The organism is Pseudoxanthomonas sp. GW2 (assembly GCF_000283075.1).
Classification (GTDB): domain Bacteria; phylum Pseudomonadota; class Gammaproteobacteria; order Xanthomonadales; family Xanthomonadaceae; genus Pseudoxanthomonas.
This window is the reverse complement of the sequence record NZ_ALIP01000121.1, coordinates 1-10,771: the sequence shown is the minus strand read 5'-3', so window position 1 is coordinate 10,771 and position 10,771 is coordinate 1. Positions and strand designations below refer to the sequence as shown.

The 10,771-nt window shown below is 70.3% G+C and carries 14 protein-coding genes; 8 read left to right on the top strand and 6 right to left on the bottom strand.

Going from position 1 to position 10,771, the window contains the following annotated elements; translation table 11 throughout:
• The first annotated feature begins 21 nt into the window (after positions 1-21).
• Positions 22-1,041, top strand: a complete 1,020-nt coding sequence (locus tag B351_RS0110385) for a LysR family transcriptional regulator (RefSeq protein WP_019398975.1) — start codon at positions 22-24, stop codon at positions 1,039-1,041.
• Positions 1,042-1,149: 108 nt separating this feature from the next.
• Here the strand turns inward: B351_RS0110385 and B351_RS0110380 are convergent, their stop codons facing one another.
• The 6 genes from B351_RS0110380 to B351_RS0110355 all read right to left on the bottom strand — a co-directional run bounded on the left by B351_RS0110380 (position 1,150) and on the right by B351_RS0110355 (position 5,323).
• Positions 1,150-1,830 carry an OmpA family protein gene (locus B351_RS0110380; protein ID WP_019398974.1) on the bottom strand — a complete coding sequence of 227 codons (681 nt, stop codon included), beginning with the start codon at positions 1,828-1,830 and terminating at the stop codon, positions 1,150-1,152.
• A gap of 105 nt (positions 1,831-1,935) precedes the next feature.
• The gene (locus B351_RS0110375; RefSeq protein ID WP_019398973.1) at positions 1,936-3,351 is read right to left on the bottom strand and encodes a replicative DNA helicase; all 1,416 of its coding nucleotides are present in this window, start codon (positions 3,349-3,351) and stop codon (positions 1,936-1,938) included.
• A 202-nt stretch (positions 3,352-3,553) separates the two neighbouring features.
• Positions 3,554-4,003 (bottom strand): 50S ribosomal protein L9, encoded by a 450-nt coding sequence (gene rplI, locus B351_RS0110370; protein ID WP_019398972.1) that lies wholly within the window; start codon positions 4,001-4,003, stop codon positions 3,554-3,556.
• A 142-nt stretch (positions 4,004-4,145) separates the two neighbouring features.
• Positions 4,146-4,376 (bottom strand): 30S ribosomal protein S18, encoded by a 231-nt coding sequence (rpsR, locus tag B351_RS0110365; protein WP_019398971.1) that lies wholly within the window; start codon positions 4,374-4,376, stop codon positions 4,146-4,148.
• Between the two features lie 12 nt (positions 4,377-4,388).
• On the bottom strand, positions 4,389-4,817 hold the full coding sequence (gene rpsF, locus B351_RS0110360; protein WP_026010598.1) for a 30S ribosomal protein S6: 429 nt from the start codon (positions 4,815-4,817) through the stop codon (positions 4,389-4,391).
• Between the two features lie 173 nt (positions 4,818-4,990).
• Positions 4,991-5,323 carry an iron-sulfur cluster assembly accessory protein gene (locus B351_RS0110355; RefSeq protein WP_019398969.1) on the bottom strand — a complete coding sequence of 111 codons (333 nt, stop codon included), beginning with the start codon at positions 5,321-5,323 and terminating at the stop codon, positions 4,991-4,993.
• Between the two features lie 168 nt (positions 5,324-5,491).
• Here B351_RS0110355 and asnS point away from each other — a divergent pair, with 168 nt between their 5' ends.
• From asnS to kynU, 7 genes are all read left to right on the top strand, one after another.
• On the top strand, positions 5,492-6,892 hold the full coding sequence (asnS, locus tag B351_RS0110350) for an asparagine--tRNA ligase (protein WP_019398968.1): 1,401 nt from the start codon (positions 5,492-5,494) through the stop codon (positions 6,890-6,892).
• 73 nt (positions 6,893-6,965) lie between these two features.
• Positions 6,966-7,271, top strand: a complete 306-nt coding sequence (locus B351_RS0110345; protein ID WP_019398967.1) for a hypothetical protein — start codon at positions 6,966-6,968, stop codon at positions 7,269-7,271.
• Positions 7,268-7,567, top strand: a complete 300-nt coding sequence (locus tag B351_RS0110340) for a hypothetical protein (RefSeq protein WP_019398966.1) — start codon at positions 7,268-7,270, stop codon at positions 7,565-7,567. Before B351_RS0110345 ends, B351_RS0110340 begins: the two co-directional genes overlap by 4 nt.
• A 3-nt stretch (positions 7,568-7,570) precedes the next feature.
• The gene (locus B351_RS0110335; protein WP_019398965.1) at positions 7,571-8,203 is read left to right on the top strand and encodes an FMN-binding negative transcriptional regulator; all 633 of its coding nucleotides are present in this window, start codon (positions 7,571-7,573) and stop codon (positions 8,201-8,203) included.
• A gap of 37 nt (positions 8,204-8,240) precedes the next feature.
• Positions 8,241-8,906 carry a carbonate dehydratase gene (gene can, locus B351_RS0110330; protein WP_019398964.1) on the top strand — a complete coding sequence of 222 codons (666 nt, stop codon included), beginning with the start codon at positions 8,241-8,243 and terminating at the stop codon, positions 8,904-8,906.
• 23 nt (positions 8,907-8,929) lie between these two features.
• On the top strand, positions 8,930-9,487 hold the full coding sequence (locus B351_RS0110325) for a 3-hydroxyanthranilate 3,4-dioxygenase (protein ID WP_019398963.1): 558 nt from the start codon (positions 8,930-8,932) through the stop codon (positions 9,485-9,487).
• Positions 9,484-10,752, top strand: a complete 1,269-nt coding sequence (kynU, locus tag B351_RS0110320) for a kynureninase (protein WP_019398962.1) — start codon at positions 9,484-9,486, stop codon at positions 10,750-10,752. The genes B351_RS0110325 and kynU overlap by 4 nt, the downstream gene beginning before the upstream one ends.
• Positions 10,753-10,771 lie beyond the last annotated feature (19 nt).

Below are 10,771 nucleotides of genomic sequence, written 5' to 3'. Positions count from 1 at the left end.
CCCCCCCCCTCGGAATCCCCCATGGCGTACGACCTCAACGACACCCTCGTCTTCGTCAAGGTGGTCGAGCAAGGCAGCTTCATCGCCGCAGCCCGGGCCCTGGGCCTGCCCAAGACCACCGTCAGCCGCAAGGTGCAGGACCTGGAAGCGCGCCTGGGCGCGCAACTCCTGCACCGGACCACGCGCCGGCTCGGCCTCACCGAGGCCGGCAACGTGTACTTCGAGCATTGCCAGCGCATCGCCCAGGAACTGGAGGAAGCCGAAGGCGCGGTCGGCCAGCTGCAGGGCGGCCCGCGCGGCTGGCTGCGCTTCACCGTGCCCTACTCCATCGGCATCGCCTGGATCTCGCCGCTGCTGGGGCAGTTCCACGCGCAGTACCCGGAGATCCGGCTCGACATGCACATGAGCAACGACCCGGTGGACCTGATCGGCAGCGAGATCGACGTGGCCCTGCGCATCGGTCCGCTGCCCGACTCGACCCTGATCGCGCGGCGGCTGGCCGGCTTCCGCACCCAGGTGTTCGCCAGCCCGTCCTACATCGAGCGCCACGGCGAACCGCTGCATCCGGACGAGCTGCAGCACCATCGCATCCTGGCCGTGCGCAAGCACTACCACTCGCACCCGACGCGCATCACCTGGCCGCTGAGCGACGGCAACGGCGTGACCGACTACCCGATCAACCCGCTGATGGTCGCCAACGATCCCTCCGCGCTGATCGGCGCGGTGCTGTGCGGCGAGGGCCTGACCCTGGCCACCGACGTGGCCGCCAAGCCGTACGTGGAAAGCGGCGCGCTGCGCCGCGTGCTGGCGGGCTGGACCGGACCCGAGGTGGACTTCAGCGCGGTGTTCCCGCGCGGCCGGGTGATGTCGCCGAAGGTGCGCGCGTTCGTCGATTTCCTGGTCGAGCGCCTGAGCTCCAACGCCGACTACATGCTGGTCCATTGCCCCTCGCGCTGCGCCGCCGAGGCGGCCAGGGAGGCCGGGAAGGAAGAAGCCAGCGTGCGCGAGGGCAAGCGCATCCTCGAGGAAGTGGTGGGCTGAGCCCGGCGCCCGGCGCGGACGCGGCGGTGCGCGGCAACCCCGGCACCGCCGCGCAAAAGGAAAGGGGCCGCTTGCGCGGCCCCTTCGGGTGCGGCATCCGGTCCCGGATCAGGAACGCACCGGCACCAGGGTGATCTCGACCCGGCGGTTGGCCGCGCGGCCGGCCTCGGTGTCGTTGCTGGCGATCGGATAGCGCTTGCCGGCGCCGATGGTGATGAAGCGCTGCGAGTTGATGCCCTGCGCGACCAGGAACTGGGTGACCGCGCTGGCGCGCTGCTCGGACAGGCGCTGGTTGACCTCGTCGCTGCCGATGCTGTCGGTGTGGCCGGCGACCTCGACCACGGTCTTGTCGTACTCCTTGAGCACGTCGGCCACGCTGCTCAGCACCGGGTAGAACTGCGGGTCGAGGTTGGAGCTGTTGAACGCGAAGGTCACGTTGCCGGGCATGTTCAGGGTGATGTTGTCGCCGTTGCGGGTGACGCTCACGCCGGTGCCCTGCAGCTTGGCGCGCAGCGCGGCCTGCTGGCGGTCCTGATAGGCGCCGACCGCGCCGCCGGCCAGGCCGCCGACGCCGGCGCCGATCAGCGCATGCTGGCGGCGCTCGACCGCGCTGTTGCCGGTCAGCAGGCCGGCGGCGACGCCGATGCCCGCGCCGATCAGCGCGCCCTTGCTGGTGCGGTTCATCTGCTGCTCGCCGGTGTACGGGTTGGTGGTCTGGCAGCCGGCGGCCACGGCCGCGACCAGGGCGGCGGTGCCGAGCAGGGTCAGGGTCTGCTTGCGGATGTTCATGACGGTTCCTTGATGCGTATGGGGCGGCCAGGGCCGCTGCGTGCGGCATCGTATGCCGGGCCCCGTGAACGGACAATGTTCGCCGGGGCCGCTTCCGACGGACGGCTACTCGAACGAACCGACCGCGTCGTTGGCCAGGTTGTCGAAGCGGGTGTACTCGCCGAAGAACTTCAGCTTCACCGAGCCGGTCGGACCGCTTCGGTGCTTGCCGATGATGACCTCGGCCAGGCCCTTGTCCGGCGAGTTTTCCTTGTTGTAGTACTCGTCGCGGTAGATGAACAGGATGATGTCCGCGTCCTGCTCGATGGCGCCGGATTCGCGCAGGTCGGCCATCACCGGGCGCTTGTCGGTGCGCGTTTCCAGCGAGCGGTTGAGCTGCGACAGCGCGATCACCGGCACGTTCAGCTCCTTGGCCAGGGCCTTGAGCGAACGGCTGATCTCCGAGATCTCGGTGGCGCGGTTCTCGCTGTTGCCGGGCACCTGCATCAGCTGCAGGTAGTCGATCACCACCAGGCCCAGGCCGTGCTCGCGCTTGAGGCGGCGGCACTTGGAGCGCAGCACGTCCGGCGACAGCGCCGGCGTGTCGTCGATGAAGATCTTGGTCTCCTTGAGCATGCGGATGGCCGCGGTCACCCGGCTCCAGTCCTCGTCCTCCAGCTGGCCGGTGCGCAGGCGCTGGGCGTTGACCCGGCCGTTGGAGGAGATCAGGCGCAGCGCCAGCTGCGCCGCGGACATTTCCATCGAGAACACGGCCACCGCCTTCTTCGACTTGATCGCCGCGTACTCGGCGATGTTCAGCGCGAAGGTGGTCTTGCCCATGGCCGGGCGCGCGGCCAGGATGATCAGGTCGGTCGGCTGCAGGCCGGCGGTGATGTTGTCGAACTCGGTGTAGCCGGTCGGCAGGCCGGTGATGTTGCCGCCGCTCTCGAAGCGCTTCTGCAGCACCTCGAAGGCGTCGCGCAGCGCGGTGTTCAGTCCGGTGAAGTCGCTGCGCCCGCGCGCGCCGGCCTCGGCGATCGCGAACACCTCCTGCTCGGCCCTGGCCAGCAGCTCGGCGCTGTCGCGGCCTTCCGGCTGGAAGGCGTCGTTGACGATCCCGGTGCCGACCTCGATCAGCTGCCGCAGCACCGCCTTGTCGCGCACGATCTCGGCGTAGGCGCGGATGTTGGCCGCCGACGGCGTGGTGGTGGCCAGCTCGACCAGGTAGGCGCCGCCGCCGATCTGCTCCGAATACCCCTGCGAATCGAACCACTCGCCCAGGGTCACCGCGTCGAACGGCTGGTTCTTCTCGGCCAGTTCGCGGATGGCGCGGTAGATCAGCTGGTGGTCGCGGCGGTAGAAGTCCTTCTCGACCAGCACGTCGCCGACGGTGTCGTAGGACTCCGGCGCCAGCATGAGGCCGCCGAGCACCGCCTGCTCGGCCTCCACCGAATGCGGCGGGACGCGCAGCTGCTCGATGCGGCCGTCGCCGCCATCGCGGTCGCGTTCGCGGTCTTTGCGGAAGCCGGGGCGTGCGGACATTCGGTCGGTTCCTCGGGTGGCCGGCGCGGGCGGCGCCCGGCCGGGTGGATCAGGTGAAACGGCTAGCCATCCTATGCGGGGGCCCGGGCCTCCGCCATGGATAACCCTGTGCATAACGCGTGGACATCTCGCCGGGCGAGACGGCCACAAAAGCGAAGGGCGCCTTGCGGCGCCCTCCGTGGGGTCCTGCGGCCGGGGCCGATCAGGCTTCCGGCTCGACCACGACCTTGACCGTGGTCTCGACGTCGGCGTGCAGGGCGACCTGCACCTCGAACTCGCCGACGTGACGGATCGGGCCCTCGCCCATGATGACCTCGCTCTTCTCCAGCGGCAGGCCGGCGGCGGTGAAGGCCTCGGCGATGTCGCGCGGGCCGACCGAACCGTACAGCTTGCCCTCGGTCGAGGCGTTGGCCTTGACCGTGACGCTGGCGCCTTCCAGCTTGGCCAGGCGGGCCTGGGCCTCGTCCAGCAGCGCCTTGGCCTTGGCCTCGTACTCGGCGCGCTTGGCCTCGAACTCGGCCAGGTTGGCGGCGGTGGCCGGCACGGCCTTGCCCTGCGGGACCAGGTAGTTGCGGCCGTAGCCCGGCTTCACGGTGACCTTGTCACCCAGGTTGCCGAGGTTGACGACCTTCTGCAGAAGGATCAGTTCCATGGTGTTGCTCCTCTATCCGTTAGCCGCGGCATGGGGCGCGGCAACGCGTGCTGTCCGGATCGGACGGTATGGGGTGCAGCCAGGCAGCTGGCGCGGACGCGCCGGGAGCCGCACGCGGGTGCGGCTCCGGCGGGGCCACGCATCAGATGTCGTGGTTGTCGGTGTACGGGATCAGGGCCAGGAAACGGGCGCGCTTGATCGCGGTGGCCAGCTGGCGCTGGTAGCGCGACTTGGTGCCGGTCACGCGGCTCGGGACGATCTTGCCGTTCTCGGTCAGGTACTGGCGCAGGGTGTTGAGATCCTTGTAATCGATCTCCTTGACGCCCTCGGCGGTGAACTTGCAGAACTTGCGGCGGCGGAAGAACTTGGACATGGGATGTGCTCCTTAGGCGGCTTCGGCGTTGTCGCCGTCGGTTTCGGCGGAGGCGGCGTTGCCCTCGCCTTCCTCGTCACGGCGGCGGCGCTCGCCACGCTCGGGCTTGTCGCCCTTCTCGTCCTTGCTCTTCATGATCAGCGACTGCTCGGTCTCCGGGCCGTCGCGGCGGATGACCAGGTGGCGCAGGATCGCGTCGTTGAAGCGGAAGGTCTCGACCAGCTCGTCGATGGCGGCCTGGCCGACCTCGGCGTTGAACAGCACGTAGTGGGCCTTGACCAGGTTCTGGATCGGGTAGGCCAGCTGGCGGCGGCCCCAGTCCTCGAGGCGGTGGATGGTGCCACCGGCGTTCTCGATCAGGCCCTTGTAGCGCTCGATCATCGCCGGCACCTGCTCGCTCTGGTCCGGGTGGACCAGGAACACGACTTCGTAATGACGCATTGTGTTTTCCTTGTGGATGCTGCCCTTGCGGGCCTGGCAGCCCCCCGTCGACCTGGCGGAAGCGGTGGGGCAAGGGACCCCGGCGCCTGCGCACAGGCGCGGGGAAGCCGGAAATTATGCCGGCTCAGGGACTTGGACGCAATGGGCCGACCGCGGCGGCCGGCGGTCCGTGCTCAGGCGTGCTCGGTGGTGAAGCTCTCGCCGCAGCCGCACTCGGCCTTGGCGTTGGGATTGCGGAACAGGAAGGCCTCGCCCAGGCCCTGGCGGGCGAAGTCGATCTCGGTGCCGTCCACCAGCGGCAGGCTGGTGGCGTCCACGAAGATGCGCACCCCGTCCTGCTCGAACACGGTATCGCCGTCGCGCTGGTCGCGGGCCAGGTCGGCCACGTGGCCCCAGCCGGAGCAGCCGGTGCGCTCCACGCCGAAGCGCAGCCCCAGCGCCTGCGGGTCGCGCTCCAGGAAGCGGCGGACGCGCTCCAGGGCGGCGGGAGTAAGGGTGACGGCCATGCGGAACCTCCGGAAAACTGCATGCCCATTATAGGCGCCTGCGGCCCGGGCCGCGGCCCGGGGACTGGAACGCAGCGGGCCGGACGGCACGGCGCCTCGCCTGCCACCGCTTGCAACCGCTACACTTCCGCCCTTCCAGTTGGGCTCCACGACACAAGGATTCAAGCCATGACGGTGGTCAGCGTCGAACATGCACTCGCGGGCAAGGTGGCCGCCGGCGGCGAGGTCACGGTACGCGGCTGGGTGCGTACCCGGCGCGATTCCAAGGCGGGACTGAGCTTCGTCAACGTCAGCGACGGCTCCTGCTTCGCCCCGATCCAGGTCGTGGCCCCGGCCACGCTGCCCAACTACGAATCCGAGGTGAAGCACCTGACCACCGGTTGCTCGGTGGTGGCCACCGGCACCCTGGTGCCGTCGCAGGGCCAGGGCCAGAGCTTCGAGATCCAGGCTTCCAGGATCGAGGTCGTCGGCTGGGTCGAGGACCCGCTGACCTACCCGATGCAGCCCAAGCAGCACTCGCTGGAATACCTGCGCGAGTACGCCCACCTGCGCCCGCGCACCAACCTGTTCGGGGCGGTCACCCGCATCCGCCACTGTCTGGCCCAGGCCGTGCACCGCTTCTTCCACGAGCGCGGCTTCTACTGGATCAGCACGCCGATCATCACCACCTCCGACGCCGAGGGCGCCGGCCAGATGTTCCGGGTCTCGACCCTGGACCTGGCCAACCTGCCGCGCACCAAGGACGGCGAGGTCGACTTCTCGCGCGACTTCTTCGGCAAGGAAACCTTCCTGACCGTGTCCGGCCAGCTCAACGTCGAGGCCTACGCCCTGGCGCTCAGCAAGGTCTACACCTTCGGCCCGACCTTCCGCGCCGAGAACTCCAACACCACCCGCCACCTGGCCGAGTTCTGGATGATCGAGCCGGAGGTGGCCTTCGCCGACCTCAACGACGACGCCGACCTGGCCGAGGACTTCCTCAAGTACCTGTTCCGCACCGTGCTGTCCGAACGCGCCGACGACATGGCCTTCATCGCCGAGCGGGTGCAGAAGGACGCGATCACCCGCCTGGAGTCGTTCGTCAACTCGCCGTTCGAGCGCATCGACTACAGCGAAGCGATCAAGCTGCTGCAGGCTTCCGGCAGGAAGTTCGACTTCCCGGTCGAATGGGGCCTGGACCTGCAGACCGAGCACGAGCGCTGGCTGACCGAGGAGCACGTCGGCCGCCCGGTGGTGGTGATGAACTACCCCGAGCACATCAAGGCCTTCTACATGCGCCTGAACGACGACGGCAAGACCGTCGCCGCGATGGACGTGCTGGCCCCGGGCATCGGCGAGATCATCGGCGGCTCCCAGCGCGAGGAGCGCCTGGACGTGCTAGACGCGCGCATGGCCCAGTTCGGCCTGGAGGCCGAGCACTACCAGTGGTACCGCGACCTGCGCCGCTACGGCGGCGTGCCGCACGCCGGCTTCGGCCTTGGCTTCGAGCGCCTGGTGGTCTACACCTGCGGCCTGTCCAACATCCGCGACGCCATCGCCTACCCCCGCGCGCCCGGCAACGCCGAGTTCTGATCCGCGTGGCCCGCGCGCTCCCCCGGGGCCAGCGGGCCGCCATCCACCAGTCACGAACCACCAATCACGCCCCATGCTCCTATTCCTTGCCCTCTGCTTCGTGGGCGTGGCCATCGCCGGGGCAACGGCCTTCGTGATCTTCTGGCCGCTGACCCTGGTCCACATCCGCGATCGCCACGCCGGCACCGCGGCCGACTTCGGCGCCGGCGCGTTCCTGGCGCCGGCGGCGCTGGCCTGGCTGCTCAGCGGGCGTTACCGCGCCGTCGGCGACCGTTCCCTCAGCGGCCTGGCCACCCCGGCCCGGGTCGCGCTCATCACCGTTTTCGCGGGGCTGGCCATGGCCGCCCTGCTCTGGCTGGTCTCGGAGGCAAGCCCATGACACACGACACCTGGTGGCTGGCCACCCTCGGCCGCACCCTGCACTGGGCCCGCCTGCGCGAGCGCGAGGCCGGCACCGCCGAGGTCCTGGACCACGCCGGCACCGTGCACGCCTACGACAGCGAGGACACCGCCCGCTCGATGCTGCTGGACGCCGGCTTCGTCGAGTTCGGCGGCCTGGACGAGGAGGACGCGCTGGAGCGCGGCTTCTCGCTGGACGAGGTCGCCCCGCCGCGGGCCGCGGACGACGCCGCCCTGATCCCCCTGATGACGCTGAGCCTGGGCAAGCGGGCCTGAGCCATGTACGCGCCGCGCGCCTTCGCCGAAACCGACCTGGCGGGGCTCGACGGCCTGCTGGCGCGCGATCCGTTCGTCACCCTGGTCACCACCGGCGGCGACGGGTTGCCGTTCGCCTCGCACCTGCCGGTGCTTTACCGCCGCCAAGGCGAGGCCGTGGAACTGGAGGGCCACTGGGCGGGCCCCAATCCCCAGGCGGGACATGGCGGCCAGGCGCTCGCCATCGTGCACGGCCCGCACCACTACATCTCCCCCGGCTGGTATCCGGACAAGGCGGAAGCGGCGCGGGTGCCGACCTGGAACTACGCCGCCGCGCACCTGTACGGCACGCTGGAGCCGTTCACCGACGAAGCCGCGCTCGCCGGCCTGGTCGCGCGGCTGGGCGAACGCTTCGAGCGCGAGGTTGGCGGCGACTGGGCCTACGACCACGCCGATCCGCGCCAGCGATCGCAGCTGCGCGGCATCGTCGGCTTCCGCTTCCGCGCGCAGCGGATCGAGCTGAAGTTCAAGCTCAACCAGAACCACCCGCCAGCGAATGTGCAGGGCGCGATCGACGGCCTGCGCGCCCTGCCCGGCGAGGATGCGGCACGGGTTGCCGCGCTGATGGCTGAACGCCTGGCGCGGCGCCGGGGGTGAACGTGTCGCGCGCGCCCGGCTCGTAGATAATGCGGCGATGAGCGAAGACCTCCACGACCTGATCCTCCGCACCCACGCCTGGTCCGAGCGCGTCCGCGCCGAGGACCCGGAGTTCTTCACCCGCCTGTCCAAGCAGCAGGCCCCCGAATACCTGTGGATCGGCTGCTCGGACTCGCGCGTGCCGGCCAACCAGATCATCGACATGGCCCCGGGCGAGGTCTTCGTCCACCGCAACGTCGCCAACGTGGTCGTGCACACCGACCTCAACTGCCTGTCGGTGATCCAGTTCTCGGTGGACGTGCTGAAGGTCAAGCACATCCTCGTCGTCGGCCACTACGGTTGCGGCGGCGTGTACGCCGCGCTGACCCGCCAGCGCCTGGGCCTGGTCGACAACTGGATCCGCCACGTGACCGACGTGGCCGAGCACCACGCCGACTGCCTGCACCAGGCCGGCGACACCGAGCTGCAGCACGCGCGCCTGTGCGAGCTCAACGTGCTCGAGCAGGTGGTCAACGTGTGCAAGACCCACGTGATCCGCGACGCCTGGGACCGTGGCCAGGAACTGACCGTGCACGGCTGGGTCTACAGCCTGCGCGACGGCCGCGTCCACCACCTGGGCATGGACGTGGACCGGATCGAGGACCTGGAGCCGAAGTACGAGGCCGCCCTGGCCCGGATCCGCCAGGACCACGAACTGCGCTGACCCCTTCCCCAGCAGGAGCCGCCATGTTCTCCGCCCCGATCAACCTGCAGGCCTGGATCGAGGAACACCGCCACCTGCTCAAGCCCCCCGTGGGCAACAAGTGCATCCACGACGGCGACTTCATCGTGATGGTGGTCGGCGGCCCGAACGCGCGCACCGACTTCCACTGGGACGAGGGCCCGGAGTGGTTCTTCCAGCTGGAAGGCGAGATGGTGCTGCGGGTGCAGGAAAACCGCGAGGGTGGCCCCGGCTCGCTGCGCGAGATCCCGATCCGCGCCGGCGAGGTGTTCATGCTGCCGCCGCGGGTGCCGCATTCGCCGCAGCGCATGGCCGGCGGTGTCGGCCTGGTGGTGGAGCGCAAGCGCCTGGCGCACGAGCGCGACGGCCTGCTGTGGTACTGCGAGCGCTGCAACCACAAGCTGTACGAGGAGTTCTTCCAGCTGCAGGACATCGAGCGCGACTTCCCCCCGGTGTTCGAGCGTTTCTACGGCTCGCTCGACAGGCGCACCTGCGGCCAGTGCGGCCACGTGCATCCGCCGCGCGCCGCCGCGCCGCGCCCGGCCGTGGAGGAGGCCCGATGAGCGACATCGCCGCGCAGGTGCGCGAACTGGACGCCGCCGACCCGCTGCGCGGCTTCCGCGACGAGTTCCTGATCCCGCCCCACGGCGGCGGCGAGCAGCACTACTTCGTCGGCAACTCGCTGGGCCTGCAGCCGCGCGCGGCGCGCGCGCACGTGCTGGAGGTGCTGGACAAGTGGGCCGCCGAGGCGGTGGAAGGCCACTTCAACGGCGACACCGCGTGGATGGACTACCACCGCCTGGTCCGCGATCCGCTGGCGCGCCTGGTCGGCGCGCTGCCGGAGGAAGTGGTGGCGATGAACACGCTGACGGTGAACCTGCACCTGATGCTGGCCAGTTTCTACTGCCCCGACGCCCGGCGCAGCGTCGTGCTGATGGAAGCCGGCGCCTTCCCCTCCGACCGCCACGCGGTGGAATCGCAGATCCGGCTGCACGGGCTGGACCCGGCGCAGTGCCTGGTCGAGGTCGAGGCCGACCAACCCGACGGCACGCTGTCGGACGAAGCCATCGCCCGGGCCATCGCCGCGCATGGCCCGCGCCTGGCCCTGGTGCTGTGGCCCGGCATCCAGTACCGCACCGGCCAGGCCTTCGACCTGGCGCGGATCGCGGCGCTGGCGCACGCCCAGGGCGCCTGGGCCGGCTTCGACCTCGCCCACGCCGTCGGCAACCTGCCGCTGGCGCTGCACGACGCCGGCGCCGACTTCGCGGTGTGGTGCCACTACAAGTACGTCAATGCCGGCCCCGGCGCGGTGGCTGGCTGCTTCGTCCACCAGCGCCACGGCAACGCCGGGCTGCCGCGCATGGCCGGCTGGTGGGGCCACGAGGCCTCCACCCGCTTCCGCATGGCGCCGGAGTTCGTGCCGGCCGCGGGCGCGGAGGGCTGGCAACTTTCCAACCCGCCGGTGCTGGCGATGGCGCCGCTGCGCGCCTCGCTGGAGCAGTTCGAGCGCGCCGGCGGCATGGCCGCGCTGCGCGCCAAGTCCGAGCGCCTCACCGGCCTGCTCGAGCGGCTGATCCACGAACGCCTGGCCGATACCCTGCAGGTGGTCACCCCCGCCGATCCGCAGCGCCGCGGCTGCCAGCTGTCGCTGCGCGTGGCCGGCGGCCGCGAGCGCGGCCGGGCATTGTTCGAGCACCTGCGCGAGCGCGGCTTCCTCGGCGACTGGCGCGAGCCGGACGTGATCCGCATCGCCCCGGTACCGCTGTACAACCGCTACGCCGAAGTGCTGGCGCTGGTCGAGGAAGTGGAACGCTGGCGTTCCGCCTGACCGCGCGGCCCCGCCCCCC

Excerpts from the sequence above, each read along its gene's own strand:
- B351_RS0110385 (WP_019398975.1), top strand. The coding sequence starts at position 22 with ATGGCGTACGACCTCAACGACACCCTCGTCTTCGTCAAGGTGGTCGAG.
- B351_RS0110380 (WP_019398974.1), bottom strand. The coding sequence starts at position 1,830 with ATGAACATCCGCAAGCAGACCCTGACCCTGCTCGGCACCGCCGCCCTG.
- B351_RS0110375 (WP_019398973.1), bottom strand. The coding sequence starts at position 3,351 with ATGTCCGCACGCCCCGGCTTCCGCAAAGACCGCGAACGCGACCGCGAT.
- rplI (WP_019398972.1), bottom strand. The coding sequence starts at position 4,003 with ATGGAACTGATCCTTCTGCAGAAGGTCGTCAACCTCGGCAACCTGGGT.
- rpsR (WP_019398971.1), bottom strand. The coding sequence starts at position 4,376 with ATGTCCAAGTTCTTCCGCCGCCGCAAGTTCTGCAAGTTCACCGCCGAG.
- rpsF (WP_026010598.1), bottom strand. The coding sequence starts at position 4,817 with ATGCGTCATTACGAAGTCGTGTTCCTGGTCCACCCGGACCAGAGCGAG.
- B351_RS0110355 (WP_019398969.1), bottom strand. The coding sequence starts at position 5,323 with ATGGCCGTCACCCTTACTCCCGCCGCCCTGGAGCGCGTCCGCCGCTTC.
- asnS (WP_019398968.1), top strand. The coding sequence starts at position 5,492 with ATGACGGTGGTCAGCGTCGAACATGCACTCGCGGGCAAGGTGGCCGCC.
- B351_RS0110345 (WP_019398967.1), top strand. The coding sequence starts at position 6,966 with ATGCTCCTATTCCTTGCCCTCTGCTTCGTGGGCGTGGCCATCGCCGGG.
- B351_RS0110340 (WP_019398966.1), top strand. The coding sequence starts at position 7,268 with ATGACACACGACACCTGGTGGCTGGCCACCCTCGGCCGCACCCTGCAC.
- B351_RS0110335 (WP_019398965.1), top strand. The coding sequence starts at position 7,571 with ATGTACGCGCCGCGCGCCTTCGCCGAAACCGACCTGGCGGGGCTCGAC.
- can (WP_019398964.1), top strand. The coding sequence starts at position 8,241 with ATGAGCGAAGACCTCCACGACCTGATCCTCCGCACCCACGCCTGGTCC.
- B351_RS0110325 (WP_019398963.1), top strand. The coding sequence starts at position 8,930 with ATGTTCTCCGCCCCGATCAACCTGCAGGCCTGGATCGAGGAACACCGC.
- kynU (WP_019398962.1), top strand. The coding sequence starts at position 9,484 with ATGAGCGACATCGCCGCGCAGGTGCGCGAACTGGACGCCGCCGACCCG.